The sequence below is a fragment of the Limnohabitans sp. 2KL-3 genome (assembly GCF_001269405.1).
Taxonomy (GTDB): Bacteria; Pseudomonadota; Gammaproteobacteria; order Burkholderiales; family Burkholderiaceae_C; genus Limnohabitans_A.
Genome location: NZ_CXON01000020.1, coordinates 25,832 through 48,267, shown reverse-complemented (window position 1 = coordinate 48,267; position 22,436 = coordinate 25,832). Strand labels below are relative to the sequence as shown.

22 protein-coding genes and 1 tRNA gene are annotated in these 22,436 nt (G+C 57.5%); 16 read left to right on the top strand and 7 right to left on the bottom strand.

Translation table 11 applies throughout. From position 1 onward, the window contains the following. Window positions 1–99: 99 nt before the first annotated feature. Window positions 100–1,611, bottom strand: a complete 1,512-nt coding sequence (locus AMM41_RS18240; RefSeq protein ID WP_089962726.1) for a helicase HerA-like C-terminal domain-containing protein — start codon at window positions 1,609–1,611, stop codon at window positions 100–102. 71 nt (window positions 1,612–1,682) lie between these two features. Here AMM41_RS18240 and AMM41_RS18235 point away from each other — a divergent pair, with 71 nt between their 5' ends. From AMM41_RS18235 to rng, 9 genes are all read left to right on the top strand, one after another. Then, a complete protein-coding gene (locus AMM41_RS18235; protein WP_089962724.1) occupies window positions 1,683–2,408 on the top strand; it encodes a YebC/PmpR family DNA-binding transcriptional regulator in 726 nt (241 codons plus the stop codon). Between the two features lie 9 nt (window positions 2,409–2,417). Then, a complete protein-coding gene (gene purD / locus AMM41_RS18230; RefSeq protein ID WP_089962723.1) occupies window positions 2,418–3,707 on the top strand; it encodes a phosphoribosylamine--glycine ligase in 1,290 nt (429 codons plus the stop codon). A gap of 6 nt (window positions 3,708–3,713) precedes the next feature. After that, entirely contained in the window at window positions 3,714–4,367 is a 654-nt protein-coding gene (locus AMM41_RS18225; protein WP_089962721.1) for a 1-acyl-sn-glycerol-3-phosphate acyltransferase, read from the top strand. A gap of 24 nt (window positions 4,368–4,391) precedes the next feature. Continuing rightward, window positions 4,392–5,312 (top strand): oxygen-dependent coproporphyrinogen oxidase, encoded by a 921-nt coding sequence (gene hemF, locus AMM41_RS18220; RefSeq protein ID WP_089962719.1) that lies wholly within the window; start codon window positions 4,392–4,394, stop codon window positions 5,310–5,312. Further along, on the top strand, window positions 5,309–6,010 hold the full coding sequence (gene nadD, locus AMM41_RS18215; protein WP_228769349.1) for a nicotinate (nicotinamide) nucleotide adenylyltransferase: 702 nt from the start codon (window positions 5,309–5,311) through the stop codon (window positions 6,008–6,010). Before hemF ends, nadD begins: the two co-directional genes overlap by 4 nt. Beyond that, the gene (gene rsfS, locus AMM41_RS18210; protein WP_089962717.1) at window positions 6,010–6,822 is read left to right on the top strand and encodes a ribosome silencing factor; all 813 of its coding nucleotides are present in this window, start codon (window positions 6,010–6,012) and stop codon (window positions 6,820–6,822) included. The genes nadD and rsfS overlap by 1 nt, the downstream gene beginning before the upstream one ends. Window positions 6,823–6,828: 6 nt before the next feature. Then, window positions 6,829–7,296 carry a 23S rRNA (pseudouridine(1915)-N(3))-methyltransferase RlmH gene (gene rlmH / locus AMM41_RS18205; RefSeq protein WP_089962714.1) on the top strand — a complete coding sequence of 156 codons (468 nt, stop codon included), beginning with the start codon at window positions 6,829–6,831 and terminating at the stop codon, window positions 7,294–7,296. Continuing rightward, the gene (locus AMM41_RS18200) at window positions 7,293–7,895 is read left to right on the top strand and encodes a Maf family protein (protein WP_089962712.1); all 603 of its coding nucleotides are present in this window, start codon (window positions 7,293–7,295) and stop codon (window positions 7,893–7,895) included. Before rlmH ends, AMM41_RS18200 begins: the two co-directional genes overlap by 4 nt. Before the next feature lie 118 nt (window positions 7,896–8,013). Further along, window positions 8,014–9,486: a ribonuclease G gene (gene rng, locus AMM41_RS18195; RefSeq protein WP_089962710.1), complete on the top strand. Its 1,473-nt coding sequence runs from the start codon at window positions 8,014–8,016 to the stop codon at window positions 9,484–9,486. 117 nt (window positions 9,487–9,603) lie between these two features. On the opposite strand, the gene msbA is transcribed toward rng, so the two are convergent. After that, window positions 9,604–11,391, bottom strand: coding sequence for a lipid A export permease/ATP-binding protein MsbA (msbA, locus tag AMM41_RS18190; protein ID WP_089962772.1), 1,788 nt, complete (start codon window positions 11,389–11,391; stop codon window positions 9,604–9,606). A 141-nt stretch (window positions 11,392–11,532) separates the two neighbouring features. Between msbA and tolB the strand changes: the two genes are divergently transcribed. The 7 genes from tolB (at window position 11,533) to AMM41_RS18155 (ending at window position 16,560) form a co-directional block, all read left to right on the top strand. Further along, window positions 11,533–12,822, top strand: a complete 1,290-nt coding sequence (tolB, locus tag AMM41_RS18185) for a Tol-Pal system beta propeller repeat protein TolB (RefSeq protein WP_089962707.1) — start codon at window positions 11,533–11,535, stop codon at window positions 12,820–12,822. A gap of 30 nt (window positions 12,823–12,852) precedes the next feature. Further along, window positions 12,853–13,386 (top strand): peptidoglycan-associated lipoprotein Pal, encoded by a 534-nt coding sequence (gene pal, locus AMM41_RS18180; protein WP_089962704.1) that lies wholly within the window; start codon window positions 12,853–12,855, stop codon window positions 13,384–13,386. 128 nt (window positions 13,387–13,514) lie between these two features. Next, window positions 13,515–14,189 (top strand): tol-pal system protein YbgF, encoded by a 675-nt coding sequence (gene ybgF / locus AMM41_RS18175; protein ID WP_368664976.1) that lies wholly within the window; start codon window positions 13,515–13,517, stop codon window positions 14,187–14,189. Window positions 14,190–14,201: 12 nt separating this feature from the next. Beyond that, window positions 14,202–15,320, top strand: a complete 1,119-nt coding sequence (locus AMM41_RS18170; protein ID WP_228769348.1) for a YeeE/YedE thiosulfate transporter family protein — start codon at window positions 14,202–14,204, stop codon at window positions 15,318–15,320. Beyond that, complete coding sequence (locus AMM41_RS18165; protein WP_089962700.1) at window positions 15,317–16,084, top strand: tRNA threonylcarbamoyladenosine dehydratase; 768 nt, start codon at window positions 15,317–15,319, stop codon at window positions 16,082–16,084. The genes AMM41_RS18170 and AMM41_RS18165 overlap by 4 nt, the downstream gene beginning before the upstream one ends. Before the next feature lie 50 nt (window positions 16,085–16,134). Continuing rightward, a tRNA-Lys gene (locus AMM41_RS18160) sits at window positions 16,135–16,210 on the top strand. Window positions 16,211–16,308: 98 nt separating this feature from the next. Further along, window positions 16,309–16,560 (top strand): hypothetical protein, encoded by a 252-nt coding sequence (locus AMM41_RS18155; RefSeq protein ID WP_089962696.1) that lies wholly within the window; start codon window positions 16,309–16,311, stop codon window positions 16,558–16,560. Between the two features lie 38 nt (window positions 16,561–16,598). On the opposite strand, the gene AMM41_RS18150 is transcribed toward AMM41_RS18155, so the two are convergent. The 5 genes from AMM41_RS18150 to dapC are packed head-to-tail and all read right to left on the bottom strand — an operon-like array spanning window position 16,599 to window position 22,372. After that, window positions 16,599–18,599: an ABC-F family ATP-binding cassette domain-containing protein gene (locus AMM41_RS18150; protein WP_089962693.1), complete on the bottom strand. Its 2,001-nt coding sequence runs from the start codon at window positions 18,597–18,599 to the stop codon at window positions 16,599–16,601. Beyond that, window positions 18,596–19,111, bottom strand: coding sequence for a GNAT family N-acetyltransferase (locus AMM41_RS18145; RefSeq protein ID WP_089962691.1), 516 nt, complete (start codon window positions 19,109–19,111; stop codon window positions 18,596–18,598). Before AMM41_RS18145 ends, AMM41_RS18150 begins: the two co-directional genes overlap by 4 nt. Next, window positions 19,108–19,995: a 50S ribosomal protein L3 N(5)-glutamine methyltransferase gene (prmB, locus tag AMM41_RS18140; RefSeq protein ID WP_089962689.1), complete on the bottom strand. Its 888-nt coding sequence runs from the start codon at window positions 19,993–19,995 to the stop codon at window positions 19,108–19,110. The genes AMM41_RS18145 and prmB overlap by 4 nt, the downstream gene beginning before the upstream one ends. Continuing rightward, window positions 19,992–21,155 (bottom strand): succinyl-diaminopimelate desuccinylase, encoded by a 1,164-nt coding sequence (gene dapE / locus AMM41_RS18135; protein ID WP_089962686.1) that lies wholly within the window; start codon window positions 21,153–21,155, stop codon window positions 19,992–19,994. Before dapE ends, prmB begins: the two co-directional genes overlap by 4 nt. 2 nt (window positions 21,156–21,157) lie before the next feature. Continuing rightward, window positions 21,158–22,372, bottom strand: a complete 1,215-nt coding sequence (dapC, locus tag AMM41_RS18130; RefSeq protein WP_089962684.1) for a succinyldiaminopimelate transaminase — start codon at window positions 22,370–22,372, stop codon at window positions 21,158–21,160. Window positions 22,373–22,436: the final 64 nt, after the last annotated feature.

Here is a 22,436-nt window from a genome sequence, read left to right as displayed (position 1 = left end):
TTGCAGGCCCTTGTTCATTCAGGCCTGCAATGCACTCCAAAAGGCCCTGATGGGCCTTTTTTTGTGGCGTTTGCTCAGCACCTGCTCATCAAGCAGGTCTTATCTGCGACGACTGCCGCCCAAAAGCCCGCCGAGCACGCCTCGGACAATTTCTCGGCCAATGGCGGAGCCCACGGTTCGAACCGCGCTTTTGACCACCAACTGTGCAACCCCATCACGCTGAGCACCTCGTGGGCCTGTGCTGCCAAAAAGGATGTCAGACAAGCCCCCCATGAAGCCTCCGGACTCTTTTTCTGCGGCAGGGTTTGGGGTTGAAGCCGTGTTGGGGGCAGAGGCCGATTGACCTTTGATTTTTTCAAAGGCAGATTCACGGTCCAGTGCCTGCTCGTAAACACCGGCTACCAATGAGCTTTGGATCAGGATTTGGCGTTGTTCGGGGGTAATGGGCCCCAATTGGCTGGCGGGGGGCATCACAAACACACGCTCAGTCTCGGTCGGGCGTCCTTTGGCATCCAACAGGCTGATCAATGCTTCACCAACACCCAACTCCGTGATGGCGGCTTCAATGTTCAGCCCGGATTTGGGGCGCATGGTTTGTGCGGTGGCGGCGACCGCTTTTTGGTCTCTGGGTGTGAAGGCACGCAAAGCGTGTTGCACCCGATTGCCCAGTTGGCCCAGCACGCTGTCGGGTATGTCCAAGGGGTTTTGTGTGACGAAATACACCCCGACGCCTTTGGAGCGTACCAAGCGCACCACCAGTTCAATGCGTTCAACCAGGGCCGCAGGAGCATCCTTGAACAGCAAGTGCGCTTCGTCAAAGAAAAACACCAATTTGGGTTTTTCCGGGTCTCCAATTTCAGGCAACACTTCAAACAACTCCGACAGCATCCAGAGCAAGAAGGTGGCATACAGCCGTGGGGAGTTCATGAGTTTGTCGGCCGAAAGGATGTTCACCACCCCCAGACCCTGCGCGTCGGTCTGCATGAAGTCCTCGATGTTGAGCATGGGCTCACCGAAGAATTTGTCGCCGCCTTGGCTTTCGATTTGCAGCAAACCGCGTTGAATGGCACCGATGCTGGCGGCACTGATGTTGCCGTATTCGGTGGTGAATTGCTTGGCGTTTTCACCCACAAACTGCAGCATGGCCCGCAAGTCCTTCATGTCCAACAACAACAGGCCGTTGTCATCGGCAATTTTGAACACCAAATTGAGCACCCCTGACTGTGTGTCATTGAGCCCCAGCATGCGGGTCAACAAGAGCGGCCCCATGTCAGAAATCGTGGCGCGAACGGGGTGACCACTTTCGCCAAAAACGTCCCACAAAGCCGTTGGGCATGCCTGTGGTGTGGGGATGGTAATGCCTCGGTCTTTGAGAACGGCAGTCAGTTTCTCGCCGATCTTGCCCGGCTGGCTGATGCCCGTCAGATCGCCCTTGACGTCGGCCATGAACACCGGAACACCCAAACGAGAAAAATTCTCTGCAAGGGTTTGCAGTGTCACTGTTTTGCCCGTGCCGGTTGCACCTGTGATCAGGCCGTGACGGTTGGACAGACCGGGCAGCAGGTGGCATTGGGCTTGTGCGTTTTGTGCGATCAGCATGGGTTCGGCCATTTTCAAAAATCTCCCGCTTGTGAAAAGTAAAATCCAAGCTCTAGATTAAATCAACATTCAAGGAATTCCCGATGGCTGGCCACAGTAAATGGGCAAATATTCAGCACCGCAAGGGGCGTCAAGACGAAAAACGCCAGCGTATCTGGACCCGGGTGGTCCGCGAAATCATGGTGGCAGCCCGAACCGGTGGCGGTGACGTCAGCGCCAATCCTCGTTTGCGCTTGGCCATCGAAAAAGCCAAAGCGGCCAATATGCCGGCTGACACCATCAAGCGCAACGTGGACAAAGCCACAGGGAATCTGGAAGGCGTGAGCTACGAGGAGATCCGTTACGAAGGTTATGGCATCGGCGGGGCGGCCATCATCTTGGACACCATGACCGACAACCGGGTGCGCACCGTGGCCGAGGTGCGGCACGCTTTGAACAAGTACGGGGGCAATTTGGGCACCGAGGGCTCCGTGGCTTTTCAGTTCAAGCATTGCGGCCAGCTGATTTATGCCCCCGGCACCAATGAAGACAAAGTCATGGAAGTGGCTTTGGAGGCAGGAGCCGAGGATGTGATCACCGACGAAGAAGGTTCTATCGAAGTTTTGACCGCCTATGCAGACTTTGAATCAGTGAAAAACGCCTTGGAAGCTGCCGGACTGGTGGCAGACATGGCCGAGGTGACCATGCGTCCAGAGAATGCCGTCACTTTGTCTGGGGAAGAAGCTGCCAAAATGCAAAAATTATTGGATATATTGGAAGACTTGGATGATGTGCAAAACGTTTTCCACAATGCGGAATTTGAAGATTAAGGAAGTTTGATGAAAGTATTGGTCGTCGGCGGAGGGGGGCGTGAACACGCCATGGCTTGGAAATTGGCCCAGTCGCCCAAAATCCAACAAGTCTTTGTAGCACCCGGCAATGGGGGGACGGCCAAAGACAGTCAGTTGATCAATGTGCCGATCACGGACGTGAAGCAACTTCGCCAATGGGCGATTGAGCAAGGCATTGGTTTGACGCTGGTCGGCCCAGAGGCGCCATTGGCAGCAGGCATCGTGGATGATTTTCGGGCGCATGCCTTGCGCATTTTTGGCCCCACACAAGCAGCGGCTCAATTGGAAAGTTCCAAGGCGTTTTCAAAGGCCTTCATGCAGCGGCATGGCATTCCTACGGCCGAATTTGAAACTTTTACCGACGCGGCCTTGGCCCATGCCTATGTGGACAGCAAGGGGGCGCCTATTGTGGTCAAAGCCGACGGCTTGGCCGCTGGTAAAGGGGTGGTCGTGGCCATGACCTTGGCCGAAGCCCATGAAGCGATTGACTTCATGCTGCTGGACAACACCTTGGGTGTGGCCCATAACGCCGGCGGGGCCAGGGTGGTGATCGAAGAGTTTTTGACGGGTGAAGAGGCCAGTTTCATGGTCTTGTGTGATGGCAAAAACGTGGCAGCCCTGGCCACCAGCCAAGACCACAAACGCCTGCTCGACGGTGATCAAGGCCCCAATACGGGTGGCATGGGGGCTTACTCGCCTGCGCCAGTGGTGACCGCCGAGATTCATGCCCGTGCCATGCGCGAAGTCATCTTGCCAACCATTCGTGGCATGGACAAAGAAGGCATCATCTACACCGGCTTTTTGTATGCGGGACTCATGATCGCTCCGGATGGCCGTGTCAAAACGCTGGAATTCAATTGCCGCATGGGTGACCCAGAAACCCAACCTATTTTGATGCGCATGAAATCTGATTTCTTTGAAGTCTTGTTGGCGGCCACCTCGCAGGGCCTTGACACCTTTGAAATGGAGTGGGATCGCCGTGTGGCTTTGGGTGTGGTCATGGCTGCACAGGGCTACCCGCTCCATCCGCGCAAAGGCGATGCCATCAGTGGCTTGCCCAAAGACAGTGAAGATGCCATGGTTTTCCATGCGGGCACGTCAGAACACGAGGGTCAAGTTTTGACCTCAGGAGGACGCGTCTTGTGTGTCACTGCGCTGGCCGATTCGGTCAAGCTGGCTCAGCAAAAGGCTTACCAAACAGCCCTGCCGATCGCCTTTGATGGCCAGCAAATGCGCCGAGACATTGGTCACCGAGCCATCAAAACCTCCAGCGTTTGATCTTTTATGCCTGATTCGATGCGCCATCCAGTTCAATTTCGGGGTTCTCGTTTGGCCCGTTGGGTCTTGAAATTGCTGGGCTGGCGTTTGGACTTTGAAGGGTTTCCTGCGCTTCAGGGGGTCGCCATTGTTTATCCACACACGAGCAACTGGGATTTTCCAATAGGCATGCTCGCCAAATGGGCCTTGGGCATTCCAGCGCATTTTTGGGGCAAAGATTCGTTGTTCAAAATTCCGCTGCTGGGGGCTTGGATGCGTTGGGTGGGGGGCATTCCCATCGACCGCAGTTCGCCCAAGGGTGTGGTGGGACAAATGGTGCATGTGTTCGAGCAGCACAAACAACAAGAACAACTTCTTTGGTTGGCCTTGGCCCCAGAGGGAACGCGGAGTCTCACCCCGGGTTGGCGAAGTGGTTTTTACCAGCTGGCCTTGGGTGCCAAAGTACCTTTGGCCTTGGTCAAGCTCGATTGGGGGCAGCGCTGCTTCAGCGTGGTGGATTTTTACCACTTGACCGGCCAGCTTGAGTCTGATTACACCCACATGGCCCGTGTGTTTGAGGGTGTGAAAGGCTACCATGAGCACCAAATGGGGCCCATCACGCCTTGGCGAGCACCTGTCAATGACGAAACGACACCCCCTGTCAATGTCGCGAATCCCTGAATTTTTTAAAAGTCTTCACACACCATGAGCACAAGTTTTGAACTCGGCACGGCCAAAAAATACCTGATGGATCTGCAGTCTCGCATCACCGGGGCATTGACCGACCTGGATGGCACGCCTTTTTTGACCGATGTTTGGCAAAAAGATCCTGGCGAAAAACTTCAGGGCAACGGGATCACCCAAATTTTGGAAGGTGGCCCCATTTTTGAGCGGGCCGGTTGTGGTTTTTCTCATGTCACTGGACCGCAATTGCCGCCTTCGGCCACACAACACCGACCCGAATTGGCGGGTTCTGCATTTGAGGCCATGGGGGTGTCTTTGGTGTTCCATCCCCGCAATCCCTATGTGCCCACGGTGCACATGAACGTTCGAATGATTGCCGCCAAACCTGAGGGCAGGGCTCCTGTGGCCTGGTTTGGGGGTGGCATGGATCTGACGCCTTACTATGGCTTTGACGAAGACGCCGTTCATTTTCATCAAACCTGCAAAGACGCCTTGTCCCCATTTGGCGAGGCTTTGCACCCGCGTTTCAAGACTTGGTGCGACGACTATTTTTGCAACAAACACCGCCGTGAGCAGCGTGGCGTGGGTGGCATTTTCTTTGACGATTTTTCCGAGCTGGGCATGGACCAAAGCTTTGCCATGATGCAAAGCGTCGGCAACGCTTTGCTCAGTGCTTACATGCCCATTGTGCTGCGACGCAAGGACATGGCCTACGGCGAACGTGAACGTGATTTCCAGCTTTACCGCCGTGGTCGCTATGTGGAGTTCAACCTGGTCTGGGATCGGGGCACCCATTTTGGACTGCAGTCCGGTGGGCGCACCGAATCGATTTTGTTGTCCATGCCCCCCGAGGTGCGTTGGTCGTACCAGCGTCAGGACGAGCCTGGCTCACCAGAAGCCCGCTTGCTCAGCCACTTTCTCGTGCCCAAGGACTGGGTTTGAACCCTTTGTTGCCCATGGAGCCCCAGCCCGAACCTCAAGCCTTGAGCCCCCAGATCGGTTGGCCCAAGGCCGAAGGTGTTCAGCGAGCAGGTGTCTTCGGTGGAGCGTTTGATCCCCCCCATCAAGCCCATGTGGCTTTGGTCGAAGCGGCCATTGAACAGCTCCAGCTGGACTTGGTGCATGTGTTGCCAACGGGGCAGGCTTGGCATAAACCCCGTGATTTGACTCCGCCTGTGCACCGCTTGGCCATGACACGTTTGGCGTTCGCGCATTTACCGCGCGTGGTGGTCGATGACCGTGAAATTGGCCGGACAGGGCCCAGTTACACGGTGGACACTTTGCACGAACTGCAAACCCAGTGGCCAAGGGCGCAATTGTTTTTATTGATCGGAGATGATCAGCGCCGCTCCTTGCCCTCATGGCACCAAATCGATGAAATTGGGCGCATCGCTATAATCTGTGCCGCAAGCCGTGATAAGGCCGTGCGTGCGTGGAGTGAAGATCCGCAAAAGCCCGCACCTTCAACCCGTCTTTTTGACACGCTGCAAGCGCGCATTCTTTCTCTGGACATGCCGCTCATGCCTCACAGTGCCACGGCCATCCGTGTTCTGGCGGCCACAGAGCAGACCATGACAGGTCTGGTAAGCCCCGCCGTCGAGCGCTACATAAACGAACACCACCTATACAGGCCCCATTGATGACCGAAATCGCAGCCAAAAAAGACATTCAAAAACTCCAGAGAGCCATCGTGGACGCCTTGGAGGACGTCAAGGCCCAAGAAATTCAAGTGTTTGACACCGAACATTTGTCCTCGTTGTTCGAGCGGGTCATCATTGCCTCGGGCACGTCCAATCGCCAAACCAAAGCACTTGCTGCCAGTGTCCGTGACAAAGTGCGCGAAGCCGGTTTCGGCAAACCTCGAATGGAAGGTGAAGACAACGGTGAATGGATCATTGTGGACTGCGGCCCAGCAGTGGTGCACATCATGCAGCCCACCATCCGCACTTATTACAACCTCGAAGAAATCTGGGGCGGCACGCCTGTTCGGCTGAAGTTCGGTGCGCCCAAGCCAGCGGCCACGGCTGAGGTCAAAGGTCACATCAAGAACTCGGTCGCCAAAAAAGCCAGCGCCAAAACCACTACAGCCAAAACTGCTGCGCCCAAAACCGCGACCAAAGCTGCGACCAAAACCGCAACCAAAGCCAAGCCTGCCTTGAAAGCGCCGCTCAAAGCGGGTAAACCTGCTGCCAAATCCGCCGCCAAGCCGGCTGCCAAAACTGCATCCAAAACTGCAGCGAAGACGACTGGGGCGAAAACCAGCGCTCCAAGTGCAGCAAAGACAGCCGTTAAGACAGCCGTCAAGGCAGCGGCCAAGACCAGCAAGCCCACCGTGAAAACAGTCGGCAAGCCAGCAACCAAGACTGCGGCGAAATCGGCAGCCAAACCGGCTGCCAAAAAGGCTCCAGCACGCAAGGCCGTGCAGGCTGCGACCCGTCGCAAAGCCGATTGATCCTGCATGAAGCTGCTGATCGTTGCGGTCGGCCAGCGTGTGCCCGACTGGGCGCAAACCGCCTGGGATGACTACGCCAAACGTTTTCCGCCTGAGCTCAAGGTCGAGCTCAAGGCCGTGAAAACCGAGCCCCGGGGCTCCAAAACCTTGCCCACTTTGTACGCCGCCGAGCGCCAGCGCATTGAAGCCGCCATTCCGCGCGGCACCCGCATCGTGGTGCTTGACGAGCGTGGCACCCACCTGACCACCCAAGCCCTGGCCACACGGCTGACCAGTTGGCAGCTCAGTGGTGACGATGTGGCCTTGGTCATTGGTGGTCCCGATGGTCTGGAGCCCGAGTTCCGCCAAGCGGCCCACGAGCGCATTCGCTTGTCAGACATGACTTTGCCCCACGCCATGGCCCGGGTGCTCTTGATTGAGCAGCTGTACCGCGCTTGGTCGATCAACGCCAACCATCCCTACCACCGCGAATGAGCGACTTCATTTATCTGGCATCCCAAAGCCCACGGCGCAGCCAATTGCTGGACCAAATCGGCGTCGCCCACCAACTGCTCTTGGCGGGTCCTGATGAAGACGCGGAGTCTTTGGAGTCGGTGCGCGGTGCAGAAGCGCCTGGGCGTTATGTGGCGCGGGTCACGGGTCTCAAACTCGATGCGGCTGTGCAACGTTTGAAACGCCAAGGCCTGCCCGCTGCGCCGGTGTTGTGCGCCGATACCACCGTGTGCTTGGGCCGTGACATTTTGGGCAAACCGGCTGACGAAGCCGATGCGGTGCGCATCCTCCAGCTGCTGGCGGGCCAATCACACCGGGTATTGACTGCTGTGGCGGTACAAAAAGGCAAGCAGAGGGTGGCCGCGGTCTCCGAATCGTGGGTGCGTTTTGCACCCATGACCGCCGCGCAGATCAAGGCCTATGTGGCCACGGGTGAGCCCTTGGGCAAGGCCGGGGCCTATGGGGTGCAGGGCAGGGCAGCTGCCCACATTGAGCAGATTCGGGGCAGTTATTCAGGCATCATGGGCTTGCCGCTGTTTGAGACCGCTGCCTTGTTGCGCTCGCTGGGGGTGCGCTGTTGAGCCTGTCATGACCGTTTGCCGTGTCTTCCTGACGGTACGGTTGTGAGGTGATCAAGCGCGGGTGTGCGCCGTTTCGCGGATGTCCTTGGTTTCAACTCTTTCCTTCTGATTACCCACCATGCAACAAGATATTTTGGTCAATTGGTCACCCCAGGAAACACGGGTGGCGGTGGTGGAGTTTGGCGCGGTGCAAGAGTTGCACGTTGAGCGCACGCTCGAGCGCGGTTTGGTGGGCAATGTCTACTTGGGCAAGGTGGCCCGCGTCTTGCCCGGCATGCAATCGGCCTTCATTGACATTGGTCTGGACAAAGCGGCTTTTTTGCATGTGGCCGATGTGTGGCAAAAGCACGCCGAAGGCGAGGCTGCATCGGCCCGCACGGGCCAGCCACTGGTGCCGATCGAAAAGCAGGTGTTTGAGGGCCGCGCCATCATGGTGCAGGTCATCAAGGACCCGATGGGCACCAAGGGGGCCCGCCTGTCGACGCAAATTAGCATCGCGGGCCGCCATTTGGTCTTTTTGCCGCAAGACGATCACATTGGCGTGTCGCAAAAAATTCCCTCTGAGCAGCGCGATGCTTTGCGCAAACGCGTGCAGGCCTTGGCCGGACCGGCCGGTGGCGGCTTTATTTTGCGCACCAATGCAGAGGACTCCAGCGACGAAGAGCTGCAAGACGACATCGCTTACCTGCGCAAGACGTGGGCGCGGATCAAAGAGGCTTCACTGCGCTTGCCGCCGACTTCTTTGTTGCACCAGGATTTGACTTTGCTGCAACGTGTGCTGCGCGATTTGGTGGGTGATGCGACCCAGAGCATCCGGATCGACTCGAAAGAACAGTTTTCTTTGTTGCAGGCCTTTGGTCATGAGTTCATGCCCAAAGCCGCCGAGCGTTTGCAACACTACAAGGGCGAGCGCCCGATTTTTGACCTGTATGCCATCGACGAGGAAATTGCCAAAGCCCTGGGGCGACGGGTCGAGCTCAAGTCGGGCGGCTACCTCATCATTGACCAGACCGAGGCCCTGACCACGGTGGATGTGAACACGGGCGGTTACGTCGGGGCACGTAACTTTGAGGACACCATCTTCAAGACCAATCTGGAGGCGGCGCAAGCGATTGCCAGGCAGCTGCGGCTGCGCAATCTGGGCGGGATCATCATTGCCGACTTCATCGACATGGCCCGAACCGAGCACCAAGATGCCGTGTTGGCTGAATTTCGCAAACAATTGGCCAGAGACCGAGTCAAGACCATGGCGGGTGGTTTTTCATCCTTGGGCTTGCTCGAGATGACGCGCAAGCGAACGCGAGAGTCTTTGGCCCACATGCTGTGTGAGCCTTGCCCGAGCTGTCAGGGCAAAGGCATTGTCAAGACGCCCCGCTCCGTGGTGTATGACATTTTGCGAGAGATATTGCGTGAAGCACGTCAGTTCAACCCGCGTGAATTTCGCATCGTGGCCACTGCGGCCGTGATCGATTTGCTCTTGGACGATGAAAGTCAACATTTGGCAGGTTTGTCCGACTTCATTGCCAAACCGATCTCACTGCAGGTCGAGTCTTCGATGGGGCCAGAGCAATACGACATCGTCTTGCTTTGAAACCCGATGCAGGGGGTATCGGTGACCGATGATGGTTGTGACTGTTGGCCTGGATTGGACATCCTGCAATGCCTCTTGGCTCGGTCTGAATTCCAAGAGCCGTCAAATGAACCCGCATTAAGCAGAGGGTTCTTCGCTGGCCCATTCCCCACGATGGTGCAACCGCGCATAAGCCCCCCCCCGCGCCAACAATTCAGCAGGCACACCTTGCTCGACGATGCTGCCGCGCTCCATGACCACCACACGGTCTGCGTGCTCAATGGTGGACAGACGGTGAGCCACGATCAATGTGGTGCGGTTTTCCATGAGTTTTTGCAAGGCGTCTTGCACCAGGCGTTCGGACTCGTTGTCCAGCGCTGAAGTGGCCTCATCCAAAATCAGGATCGGCGCGTCTTTGTACAAGGCTCGGGCGATGGCCAGACGTTGGCGCTGTCCACCTGAAAGCTGGTTGGCGTTGTGCCCCAACAGGGTGTCCATGCCTTGGGGCAGGGTTTGCACATGAGCCCACAAATTGGCCGCCTGCAGACATTGTTGAACTTTGTCGCGGTCCGTGTCGTGGCCGAGGCTCACATTGGCCGCCAAGGTGTCATTGAGCATGACCACGTCTTGGCTGACCATGGCCAGCTGGGCACGTAAGCTGTCCAGTTGCCATTGGCCCAACGGCACACCATCGAGCAGTATTTGCCCGCTGGTGGGGTTCAGAAAACGTGGCAGCAGTTGAATCAAGGTGGTTTTACCCGCGCCCGAGGTGCCAACCAAGGCGACTGTTTCGCCAGGTTTGACACTCAAATCGATGTGCGACAAGGCTGGGGCGCTGTCCGGGTTGAACTGTACGCTCACCCCTTGCCATTCAATGGCACCACTGACCCGCGCAACTTGGTGCTGTCCTTGTGATTCATGAGGCGAATCGTGCATCAAGGCCAAGCCTCTTTCAAGCGCAGCCAAACCTCGGGTGATGGGATTGGCCACATCGGCCAGGCGTTTGATGGGCGCTATCAACATGAGCATGGCGGTGATGAAGGCGACAAAGCCGCCCACAGTGGCCCCGGAGGCGGCATCCCGGCTTTGCATCAAGGCGATCATCAACACCAGCGATAAGGCGATTGCCGCCATGATTTGGGTCATGGGCGTCATGGCGGCTGAAGCAATGGTCGATTTGAGTGCCAAGTGCCGCAAACGCTGACCCAAAGAGTTGAAGCGTGTCATTTGCTGGCTTTGTGCGCCGTGCAAACGGACCATGCGGTGGGCCAACACATTTTCTTCCACGACATAAGCCAAGTCATCGGTCGCTTGTTGACTTTCTTTGGTCAGCCGATAGAGGCGTCGCGACAGGACTTTCATGATCCAGCTCAAGCCAGGTGCCACAGTGAACACCACCAAGGTGAGTTTCCAGTTGAGCCACATCAGGTAGCCCACCAAGGCCAACAAGGTAAAGCCATCGCGTGACAAACCAATCAAGGCAGAAATGAGTTGTGAAGCGCCTGTTTGAACCTCATAAACCACTGTGTTGGACAAGGCACTGGCCGATTGGCGGCTGAACAAGGACATGTCGGCGTGAACCAATTTGCCAAAAAGATCACTGCGCAATTTTTCCATGCCATCGTTTGTCACTCGGGCTAAAGCGTATTGGGCTAAAAAATGGGCCAAACCGCGCAAAGTGAACAAGCCAATGACCACGACAGGAATGGACCACAAAGGCAACTTGTTTTGAGCAAACCCACTGTCTAGCAGAGGTTGAAACAGGGCAGGAATCAAAGGCTCGGTCAGTGCTGCGACCAAGGTCGCGCCAATGGCCAAAAGCCAAACGCCCCGTTGTTTGGCAAAGTAAGGGGACAAGCGCAGCAGTCTGTGGCGTATGCCCGGCTGTTGCGGCTCGGGCGCAGGTGAGTGTGGATGGTCGGACATGTCTTGTGGATTGTAAGCAGCCCCCTTCAGTGCCTGTGCAGTAGCTTCGTTTTGATACAAGGACAAGGGCAAAGCAAAGCAAAAGGCCCTTCTGTCGGTGTACGATCGCAGCTTCATTGGCACTTGAGCGCAGAGAGGTCTATGACTTTGTTTTCCAAATCCCCGCTGTGGATCGCCCAGTTGTTCAGGGCCATTGTTTTACTGGGATTGAGTGTGCCTGCCTGGGGACAATTTCGTGTGGAGGTCTCCGGTGTGGGCATGACTCAGTTGCCCGTGCTCATTGCGCCTTTCAAAGGCGAAGCCTCGGTGCCGCAAAAAATCGCCACCATTGTGCAATCCGACCTGGAGCGCAGTGGCTTGTTCAAGGCTTTGAATGCAGCGGGCATTTCGCTCGATGAAATGAGCCGACCCGACTGGTCTTCGCTGCGTTCTCAATCGGTTGAAGCCCTCGTGGCCGGCTCGGTCACACGTCTGGCAGACGGGCGTTTTGACATTCGCGCCCGACTTTGGGATGCCGTCAAAGGCCAAGAAAAAGCGGATTTTCGCGACACGGTGGTGCTGGGTGATTTGCGTTTGTCGGCCCACCGTTTGTCCGACTGGGTTTACCAGCAATTGACGGGGACACCGGGTGTTTTTGCAACCCGAATCAGCTACGTGACCAAGGCAGCCGGTCGCTACAGCCTATGGATTGCAGACTCTGATGGCGAGGGTGCCAAGTCGGCGCTCAGCAGCCCTGAGCCCATCATTTCGCCCTCATGGTCCCCCAATGGCCAGCAATTGGCCTATGTTTCCTTTGAGTCGCGCAAACCGGTGATTTACGTGCACGAACTGGCCAGTGGCCAGCGTCGGGTGGTGGCCAATTTCAAAGGCTCGAACAGTGCGCCGGCATGGGCACCCGATGGACGGTCACTGGTTGCAACGCTCAGCCGTGATGGCGGATCTCAGCTTTATCGCATCGACTTGGCAGGTGGCGAACCCAGACGTTTGACCCAGGGCAACATCAACACAGAGCCTGCTTTTTCACCCGATGGCACAGCGCTTTACTTCGTCAGTGATCGCGGAGGCAGCCCTCAAATTTACCGCATGCCCGCTCAAGGCGGTCCTGCAGAGCGTGTGACTTTTTCGGGAAATTACAACATCTCGCCCACCATCAGCCCGGATGGGCGCTGGTTGGCCTATGTTTCTCGCACGGGTGCGGGCTTTTCTTTGCAGTTGATGGACGTCAATTCGGGCCAAGTCATCGCCTTGACCGATACGTCTGCTGACGAGCGCCCCAGTTTTGCGCCCAACAGTCGAATGATCATGTATGCCACGGTCCAACGCGGACAAGAAGCCTTGATGACGACCACATTGGATGGTCGCATCCGCGCCCGTTTGGCCGGTCAAGCCGGTGATCTTCGAGAACCTCATTGGGGACCCATGAGAAAATAATCATGTCATTTGTTTTTCAAAAGGTGAGATATGCGTACAAAAATTCTGACAGCTCTGTTTTTTTCGGCTCTTTTGGCCGGTTGTGCTTCGGGGGTCAAGCTTGACGAGGTGCCTGTTGAGGACCGCTCAGCCACGTCCGCCGGTGCCAATGTTCAAGCTCAACCCATTGGCAGCGCTGCACAAACCAGCGTCTCCAACGTGATCAGCGAAAAATCGAGCAACGGCATCGGTCCTGTAGGCGTTGAACATGTTGTGTTCTTTGACTACGACAGCTTTGTAGTTCGTGCAGATGCCCGGCCAGTCATTGAAAATCACGCCCGATTCCTGCAAGCCAACAAACAACGCAAAGCCAATTTGGAAGGCCACACCGACGAGCGCGGTGGCCGCGAATACAACTTGGCCTTGGGTCAAAAGCGTGCGGAAGCTGTTCGCCAAGCTTTGGCTTTGCTCGGTGTGTCTGACGCCCAGCTCGAGGCGGTCAGCTACGGCAAGGAAAAGCCTGCAGCCCAAGGCAGTGCCGAAACGGATCTGGCCAAAAACCGCCGCGTTGAAATACGTTATTGATGACCGTTATGCCAATTTTTAACACACGGTCGGCTTCGGCCGGCCTCGCCCTGACTCTGGCTTTGTTAGGGGCGGGAGGCTCCGCCAATGCCGCCTTGTTCGGTGATGATGAGGCCAGGCGAGCCATATTGGACCTTCGTCAAAAATTGGAGCAATCCCAGACCGCCCAAAAAGCCTTGGTCGAGGAAAGCAACCAGTCTCAAGCCCAGCTGAATGCTCAGCTGCGGCGCTCTTTGTTGGATTTGCAAACCCAAATTGATGCGCTGAAGGCTGATCTTGCCAAAAGCCTGGGCCAGCAAGAACGCCTCGCGCGTGACCTGACCGAATTGCAATTGCGACAAAAAGATGTTCTTTTGTCCGTGGATGACCGTTTGAAGCGTTTTGAGCCCGTCAAAGTCACGGTGGATGGCCGCGAGCACTTGGTGGAGCCCGCTGAAAAACGTGATTTTGAACAAGCCATGGATGTTTTTCGGCAAGGTGATTTCTTGGCAGCGCAAGTGGCCTTGACGACTTTTGTGACGCGTCATCACAACAGTGTTTATCTGCCCTCGGCCCTTTTTTGGTTGGGCAACGCCCAATACGCCACCAAATCTTACAAAGAGTCGATGGCGAATTTCCAAAAAATGCTGACGCTTGCGCCCAACCATCCCCGTGCAGCAGAGTCCATGCTGGCGATTTCGAACGTGCAAATTGAACTGAAAGACCTCAAAGCAGCACGCGTCACTCTGACCGACTTGGTCAAGTCTTATCCTGAGTCCGAAACAGCTGCGACGGCCCGTGATCGCTTGTCTCGCCTGCGTTAAGGTTCGACCAAAGTGATCACATTGGCTGACGTTCAGACCCAAAGCCATTGGGTTTTGGGTCTTTCATTTTTTCTGGCCGTGTTGGCAGGTGGTGTTTTGCACCGCAGCCATTTTTGTACCATGGGTGCCCTCAGTGACATTTTTCTGATGGGCAGCGCCACCCGCTTGCGCCAATGGGTATTGACTGTGGCCGTGGCCATCCTGGGTTTTGGAGCGATGGCTGGCTTGGGCTTGATCTCGCCGCAAAACACCATCTACGCCAACACATCATTGAGTTTTGTTTCCTTGGGCTTGGGTGGCTTGCTATTTGGGTCAGGCATGGTGCTGGCATCGGGCTGCATCAGCAAGTCCTTGACGCGACTGGGTGCCGGGAATTTAAAGTCTTTGGTGGTTCTTTTGGTTGTGGGGGTATCGGCATTGGCCACCATGCGGGGTTTGCCCGCGGTATGGCGAGTCCATGCGCTCGATCCCATCATTCTTCCTTTGAGTCATGGGGCTTTTGTGGGGCAGTGGGTCACGCATTGGACCGGTTGGACACTGGCGTCCGCTTCAGGTGTTTCAGCTGGTTTTGTCGGCGCTTTGCTGCTGCTGTGGGTCTTTAAGGATGCATCGTTTCGTTCATGGCGGGATGCCTGGCCTGGACTGGCCGTTGGCAGCTGTGTTGTGGTTGCTTGGTGGGTCAGTGGCGTTTTGGGTTTTGTGTCCGAACACCCGGAAACCCTGGACACCGTGTTTTTGACCACGGCAAGTGCTCGCATGGAGGCCATCAGCATGACAGCACCTGTGGCATTGTGGTGGGACGCTTGGATGTACTTCAGTGATGGGAGCAAACGTCTGACTTTGGGCATGGTTTGGGTGCCGGGCTTGATTCTCGGGTCCTTCCTGAGTGCAAGTCATGAAGGCTCGTTTCGCTGGGAGGGGTTCACACAAACGCCTGATCTGGTGTCACATTTGCTGGGCGGGGTGTTGATGGGGGTGGGCGGTGTCTTGGCCATGGGGTGCACGTTTGGTCAAGGTTTGTCCGGTTTGTCGACCCTGAGTTGGGGCAGCATGTTGGCTGTGGCAGGTATGGTTTTGGGTGCGTGGCTGACCTTTCAGTGGCAAATGCGCCGTGCAGAGGCCTTGGCATGATGTCCCTGGACGAAGAGCGGCGTTTTGGTGGTTTACAGCGCCTGTATGGTTTGTCTGGCGCACAGCGCATTCGTCAATCCCATGTGGTGGTGGTGGGCATTGGTGGTGTGGGTTCTTGGGCTGCCGAGGCTTTGGCCCGAAGTGGTGTGGCACGTCTGAGTCTCCTGGACATGGACCACATCGCGCCATCCAACATCAATCGCCAAATCCATGCCCTGACGCACACCACGGGACAGGCCAAGGTCGAGGCAATGCGCGAAAGAATCGCCTTGATTCACCCGGAATGCCAGGTCGATGCCATTGATGATTTTGTGACGCCTGAAAATTGGCCTAGTGTTTTGCCCGCCCAGCCCGATGCGGTGATCGATGCCTGCGATCAGCTCAGAGCCAAGGTGAGCATGGCCCACTGGGCTCTTCAAAACAAAATCGGTTTTGTGTCAGTGGGGGCGGCAGGTGGTAAGCGATTGGCCCACCTCGTGGATGTGCAAGACTTGTCCCGCATCACGCACGACCCTCTGTTGGCACAATTGCGCTACCGTTTGCGAAAGCATCATGGGGGTGCACGGGACGGCAATTTGATGGGTGTTCAAGGGATATTTAGCCGAGAGTCTGTCGCGCCTCCTGATGCTTCCTGTTTGCTTGAGGGCGATGGCTCTCTCAATTGCCATGGGTATGGCTCCGTGGTCAGCGTAACGGCCACATTCGGCATGTGCGCAGCCTCTGTCATTTTGAACTTTTTGGCAACTTCCCTCGAGAAGCCCTGAAAAAGACGCTATAATTTAAGTCTTGCTTGAGTGCACTGCTCTCAAACATCGGGACCATAGCTCAGTTGGTAGAGCAGCGGACTTTTAATCCGTTTGTCGTGGGTTCGACCCCCGCTGGTCCCACCAAATTTAAAAGCACTTTGTATTTCGGTACAAAGTGCTTTTTTCATTGTCTCTTCAAGGATGGGCGTATTTCACGCAAACCCATCGGAAAGCGTCTCGACATGTCAGTTGAATCGAACATCCACAACGAATTGAAAAAAATGGTGCTGTGCGAACCTTGCACCGGTATTCAGCGCAACTGGCGTCGCGCTCCCGGTCATGCCGAACTGGTTCAAGGCAGCAACCGCAAAGAAACACGAGAAACTGGACAGGTCACCATCACCCGTTACCGTTGCGACCGTTGTGGTACATCTTGGGAATACGAAAACAACAGGGCGGACCAGCACGCGGGCTGGTCCGTGGTGGGTGGCTGAACGAACGCTGTATTTTTATGGGCGGGGCGACGAGCGCTTCAGGCCGTTTCTTCCAGCAGTTGTGTCAGCTCTAGCCAGCGCTCTTCCATGGCCGAGAACTCATCGCCAAGAGCTTTGAGTTTGCGACCCGCATCTGCAATTTCAGCCGCGGGAATAGGGCGGCTCAGCAAATGCTCCAGAGCGCTCTTTTCAGTTTCGATGCCCGCCATGCGCTGTTCGATTTGCTCCAGCTCTTTTTTCAGGGGTCGTGTTTGTACGGCCAGTTGCTGACGCCGTTGCGCGTCTTGTTTGCGTTGTTCAGCGCTGCTCAGCGCCGGTGTGGCCGGGCTGTGGACCGCAGCCACAGGTGCAGGCTTGGGCATCTCGACAACCACGGCCAAGGTTTCTGCGGGGCCATTTTTTGCGGCATTTTTGACCGCTTCTCGCAGGCGTTTTGACTCTTCGAGCAAATACTTCTGGTAGTCGTCCAGGTCGCCGTCAAACGGCTCGACCTTGCCCCGGCCCACCATCCAGAACTCGTCACACACGGCACGCAACAAAGCGCGGTCGTGGCTGACCAGCATGACGGTGCCTTCGAACTCGTTGAGCGCCATGGACAGCGCTTCGCGGGTGGCCAAATCCAAGTGGTTGGTGGGTTCGTCCAGCAACAGCAAATTGGGGCGCTGCCACACGATCATGGCCAGCACCAGGCGGGCTTTTTCACCGCCGCTCATGGTGCCCACGGCCTGCTTGACCATGTCGCCACTGAAGTTGAAGGTCCCCAGGTAATTGCGCAAATCCTGCTCACGGCTGGGCTCACCGCTGTTGGGTCCCAGCTCTTTGGCCAGGCGGATCATGTGCTCGAGTGGGTTGTCTTGCGGGTGCAGCACATCGAGTTCTTGCTGAGCAAAGTAACCAATGTTCAGACCCTTGCCCTCGGTCAGCGTGCCTGCCAGTTGGGGCATGGTGCGGGCGATGGTTTTGACCAGGGTTGATTTGCCTTGGCCGTTGGCACCCAAAATGCCAATGCGTTGCCCGGCCAGAACCGATTTGCTGACGTTTTGCAAGATGGATTTGGGTTCATCGTCCACCATGTATCCAAAGCTCGCTTCGCTGATGGCGAGCATGGGGTTGGGCAGGTTGTTGGGTTCTTTGAAGCCAAAGGTGAATTCGGCATCGGCCAGCAGAAGGGCCACTTTTTCCATGCGTTCGAGCGCCTTGACTCGGCTTTGTGCCTGTTTGGCCTTGCTGGCTTGTGCTTTGAAGCGGTTGATGAATTTTTGCAGGTGGGCAATTTTGTCCTGCTGCTTGGCAAATGAGGCCTGTTGCAGCTCCATTTGTTGGGCGCGCAAAATTTCAAAGCCGCTGTAGTTGCTGCCGTAACGCGTCAGTTTGGCATGGTCGATGTGCAGGGTGACATTGGTGACCGCGTCCAAAAATTCGCGGTCGTGGCTGATCACGATCATGGTGCCCGCATAGCGCTGCAGCCAGGCTTCCAGCCAGACCAGGGCGTCCAAGTCCAAGTGGTTGGTGGGTTCATCCAGCAGCAGGATGTCGGACGGACACATCAGTGCCCGGGCCAGTTGCAAGCGCATGCGCCAGCCGCCCGAAAAACTGTTGACCGGGTTGTTGAGTTCATCCACCCGAAAGCCCAGGCCCAAAATCAAGGCTTCTGCGCGGGGCAGGGCGTCGTGATCGCCCGCGTCGGCGAGGTCCGTATAAACGTGGGCCATTTCCATGCCGTCGCCGCTGGCTTCCGCCGCCACCAAGCGTTGGCGCAACTCGGCCAGGCGGGTGTCTCCTTCCAGCACAAACTCACTGGCAGGCTGGTCCGTCTCGGGCATGTTCTGCGCAACCTGACCCATGCGCCAGGCTTTGGGCATGTCAAAGTCACCACCGTCCTCGTGCAGGGTACCGTTGAACAGCGCAAACAAGGTGGACTTGCCCGCACCGTTGCGTCCAACCAATCCGACTTTTTCTCCGGGGTTGAGGGTGACCGAAGTTTGGTCGAGCAGCACTTTGGTGCCACGGCGGAGAGTCACGTTTTTAAGAACAATCATGGGGTGTGTGTGGTGACCGCGTCCAGCGCTGTCAAGTTCATGCCAAGGTAAACCAGATCAGGGTCCGGGTGATTTTTGAATGCAGGGATGGCGGTAAAACCCATGCGTTCGTAGAGAGCTAAAGCCACGGTGTTGCTGCGCCAGGTGCTCAGCCCCATGCGGGTAAAACCAGATGCACGGGCCTGTTTGATCAGATGCAGCGTGAGTTGGCGCGACGCGTTAAGGCCACGAAAGGGCAGACGCACATACAGTCGCTTGAGTTCAGCAAGCCCGGTTTCGCGGGTGGTCGTGAATGCACCGCAGCCGACCCATTGCGCTGCACACTGAATCAGCCAAGCTTGTCCATTTGCGCCTGAATACCGTTCTTGAGGGTGAAGCATGTCACCGTGAATGGAACTCAGGCCCGGGTTGTTCAGGTCGCTACTCGCGTACTCGCGCATCAAGGCCACAAACGCATCCCAATGCGCAGTTTGCTCGACTCGAAACTGCTCAAAAGTGGGTAAAGCACTCATGCGGCGTTCAGCGCCTGCAAAGCCGAGCGGGTGATGAGCAGCACTTGGTCTTCTCCTTGGCTGGTGTCCAGCCAGGCGGCCTCCAGCTGAGGAAAGGCTGCTTCAAAGTGTTCGCGTTCGTGGCCGATTTCCAGCACCAGCACGGCGTGTTCGCTCATGTGCGATGGCGCATCTCGCAAAAGCTGACGCACAAAGTCCATGCCGTCTGTACCGCCAGCCAGAGCCAATTCGGGTTCAGCCAGGTACTCGGCAGGCAGGGCATCCATGCTGGCCTGGCACACGTAAGGCGGGTTGCAGAGAATCAGGTCAAAAGGGCCAGGCGCGTCGGATAATCCATCGCTGTGCAGCAGTTTGACGCGCTCATTCAGGTCGTGACGCTCGATGTTGATGGCGGCCACAGCCAGGGCGTCATCAGAAATGTCGGCCCCAGTGACCTGCACCTCGGGCCAGGCCAGTGCCGCCAGCACGGCCAAGCTGCCGTTGCCAGTGCACAAGTCCAACACATGCCGCGTCTGGTCACTCAACCAAGCGTCGATGGTGCCGTCGGCCAGCACCTCGGCAATCAGGCTGCGTGGCACGATGGCGCGTTCATCGATGTAAAACGACACCCCCTGAAGCCAGGCTTCACGCGTCAGGTAAGCCGCAGGCTTGCGGGTGCCGATGCGCTCTTCGATCAGTGCAGCGCAGGCCGATTGCTGCTCACTTGTGACGGCTTGATCGGCCACCTCGTCGAGATCGGTGTCCAGTGGCAGGCCCAGACGCCAGAGCACCAGCCAGACGGCTTCGTCAAAAGCGCTCTGGGTGCCGTGGCCAAAGGCCACGCCCGCAGCTTGTAGCCGTTCGGCGGCTTGTTCGATCAGCCCTAAAAGAGTTGAAGCACTCATGCAGACAAGCCCGCGTTGAGTTGTTCGAGCGTGCGGCGGTAGATGGCCTTGAGGGGTGCCATGTCGACCAGCGCCACATGCTCGTTGACCTTGTGAATCGTCGCGTTGGGCGGGCCGAATTCGATGACTTGCGGGCAAATTTGCGCGATGAATCGGCCGTCGCTCGTGCCGCCTGTGGTGGACAACTCGGTCTTCAGTCCGGTCTCGTCGGTGATGGCTTGCTCAATCGCTTGGACCAAAGTACCGGGTGTGGTCAGAAATGGCCGACCACCCAGGGTCCATTCCAGCTCGTACTTCAGACCGTGCTGGTCGAGCACCGCTTGCAGACGCTGCTGCAGGCTGTCGGGTGTGGACTCGGTGCAAAAGCGGAAGTTGAAGTCGACCACGCAGTCGCCCGGGATCACGTTGCTCGCGCCCGTGCCCGCGTGGATGTTGCTCACTTGCCAGTTGGTGGGCGGGAAAAAGGCGTTGCCTTCGTCCCAGCGGATGGCCACCAGGTCGGCCAACGCAGGCGCGAGGCGGTGGATCGGGTTGTCGGCCAGGTGCGGGTAGGCAATGTGGCCCTGCACACCTTTGACGGTGAGCTTGCCGCTCAGGGTGCCGCGTCGGCCGTTCTTGATCATGTCGCCGGTCTGCTGCACTGAGGTGGGTTCGCCCACGATGCAAAACTGTGGTGCGTCGCCACGGGCCTGGAGCTTTTCACAGACGACCACCGTGCCGTCAAGTGCGGGGCCTTCTTCGTCGCTGGTCAGCAAAAAGGCGATGCCCAATGCCGGGTGGGAGTTGGCCGCCAGAAACTCTTGCACCGCCACGACCATGGCCGCCAGCGAGGTTTTCATGTCGCTCGCGCCGCGCCCGAACAGCTTGCCGTCCTTGTGAGTGGGCGTGAAGGGGTCGCTGTCCCATTGCGCGAGCGGCCCGGTGGGCACCACGTCGGTGTGCCCTGCAAAGGCCAAGGTCTGGCCCGAAGTACCTGCACGTTTGGCCCACAGGTTGCGCACGCGGAAGGTGTCGGGGCCTGAGTCCATGAATTCGCAGACAAAGCCCAGGGGCTTCAGGGCATCGGCGATCACATCCATGCAGCCCGCATCTTCGGGCGTGACGGAGGGGCGGGCGATCAGTTGCTCGGCCAGGCGCAGGGTGTCGTGACAGGTGGTCATACTCAAGCCTTGTTGGGGTGGGTACGCACAAAGCGGGCAATGCGCTCGGCCGCTTCGAGGCACTCGGCGGTTTCCGCCACCAAGGCCATGCGGATGCGGCCTTGGCCCGGGTTGCTGCCCTTGAAGTCTCGGGCCAAGTAGCTGCCGGGCAGCACGGTGACGTGTTCGGCTTCATAAAGCGCTTGGGCAAACGCGGCGTCGTCGCCTTGCCAGCCTGCGGGCACGCCCGCCCAGAGGTAAAAGCTGGCGTCGGGCAGCTTCACATCCAGCACTTCGGCCAGCACGGGTGTGACCTGGGCGAACTTGGTGCGGTACTGATTGCGGTTGTCCACCACATGGGCCTCGTCGCCCCAAGCGGCCACGCTGGCGGCTTGCACCACGGGGCTCATGGCGCTGCCGTGGTAGGTGCGGTAAAGCAAAAACTGTTTGATGATGGCCGCGTCACCCGCCACAAAGCCGCTGCGCAGGCCCGGCACATTGCTGCGCTTACTGAGGCTCGTGAAGGAGATCAAGCGTTTGAAGTCGGTGCGGCCCAGCTGGTGGGCGGCTTCCAGGCCACTCAATGGGGCTTCTTCGCGGAAATAAATCTCGCTGTAGCACTCGTCCGATGCGATGACGAAACCATGCTGGTCCGACAGGGCAAACAGCTTTTCCCATTCCGACAGCGGCATGACCGCGCCCGTGGGGTTGCCGGGTGAGCAGACAAACAACAGCTGCGTGCGGGCCCAGACATCGGCTGGCACGCTGTCCCAGTCGTTGCCAAAGTTACGCGCAGGGTCGCTGGGCACGTAATAAGGCTCAGCGCCAGAAAGCAAGGCCGCGCCTTCGTAGATTTGGTAGAAGGGGTTGGGGCTGACCACCGTGGCGCCTGGGCGGGTCGGGTCGATCACGGTTTGCGTCAGGGCAAACAGGGCTTCGCGCGAACCATTCACCGGCAACACCTGCGTGGCGGGATCCAGCACCAGCTGGTAACGGGTTTGCAGCCAGGCCGCGCAGGCTTTTCGCAAAGCAGGCTCGCCCGCTGTGGCCGGATAGGCCGACAAGCCGTTGGCCACCGACGCCTTGAGCGCTTCCTGAATGAAGGCGGGCGTGGCGTGCTTGGGCTCGCCAATGCCCAAACTGATGTGGCGCAGGGCTGGGTTGGGCGTGACGCTGGCGAACAGCCGTTTGAGCTGTTCAAAAGGATAGGGTTGCAGCTTGGCGAGAAGGGGATTCATCCCCCGATTATCCGGGATGAAATCGTGCCAATGCATTCGGCAGGCTGCCAGCCTGACAATTGAT

Bases quoted from the DNA above. Each gene is read 5' to 3' on its own strand.
- AMM41_RS18240 (WP_089962726.1), bottom strand. From the start codon at position 1,611: ATGGCCGAACCCATGCTGATCGCACAAAACGCACAAGCCCAATGCCAC.
- AMM41_RS18235 (WP_089962724.1), top strand. From the start codon at position 1,683: ATGGCTGGCCACAGTAAATGGGCAAATATTCAGCACCGCAAGGGGCGT.
- purD (WP_089962723.1), top strand. From the start codon at position 2,418: ATGAAAGTATTGGTCGTCGGCGGAGGGGGGCGTGAACACGCCATGGCT.
- AMM41_RS18225 (WP_089962721.1), top strand. From the start codon at position 3,714: ATGCCTGATTCGATGCGCCATCCAGTTCAATTTCGGGGTTCTCGTTTG.
- hemF (WP_089962719.1), top strand. From the start codon at position 4,392: ATGAGCACAAGTTTTGAACTCGGCACGGCCAAAAAATACCTGATGGAT.
- rsfS (WP_089962717.1), top strand. From the start codon at position 6,010: ATGACCGAAATCGCAGCCAAAAAAGACATTCAAAAACTCCAGAGAGCC.
- rlmH (WP_089962714.1), top strand. From the start codon at position 6,829: ATGAAGCTGCTGATCGTTGCGGTCGGCCAGCGTGTGCCCGACTGGGCG.
- AMM41_RS18200 (WP_089962712.1), top strand. From the start codon at position 7,293: ATGAGCGACTTCATTTATCTGGCATCCCAAAGCCCACGGCGCAGCCAA.
- rng (WP_089962710.1), top strand. From the start codon at position 8,014: ATGCAACAAGATATTTTGGTCAATTGGTCACCCCAGGAAACACGGGTG.
- msbA (WP_089962772.1), bottom strand. From the start codon at position 11,391: ATGTCCGACCATCCACACTCACCTGCGCCCGAGCCGCAACAGCCGGGC.
- tolB (WP_089962707.1), top strand. From the start codon at position 11,533: ATGACTTTGTTTTCCAAATCCCCGCTGTGGATCGCCCAGTTGTTCAGG.
- pal (WP_089962704.1), top strand. From the start codon at position 12,853: ATGCGTACAAAAATTCTGACAGCTCTGTTTTTTTCGGCTCTTTTGGCC.
- AMM41_RS18165 (WP_089962700.1), top strand. From the start codon at position 15,317: ATGATGTCCCTGGACGAAGAGCGGCGTTTTGGTGGTTTACAGCGCCTG.
- AMM41_RS18155 (WP_089962696.1), top strand. From the start codon at position 16,309: ATGTCAGTTGAATCGAACATCCACAACGAATTGAAAAAAATGGTGCTG.
- AMM41_RS18150 (WP_089962693.1), bottom strand. From the start codon at position 18,599: ATGATTGTTCTTAAAAACGTGACTCTCCGCCGTGGCACCAAAGTGCTG.
- AMM41_RS18145 (WP_089962691.1), bottom strand. From the start codon at position 19,111: ATGAGTGCTTTACCCACTTTTGAGCAGTTTCGAGTCGAGCAAACTGCG.
- prmB (WP_089962689.1), bottom strand. From the start codon at position 19,995: ATGAGTGCTTCAACTCTTTTAGGGCTGATCGAACAAGCCGCCGAACGG.
- dapE (WP_089962686.1), bottom strand. From the start codon at position 21,155: ATGACCACCTGTCACGACACCCTGCGCCTGGCCGAGCAACTGATCGCC.
- dapC (WP_089962684.1), bottom strand. From the start codon at position 22,372: ATGAATCCCCTTCTCGCCAAGCTGCAACCCTATCCTTTTGAACAGCTC.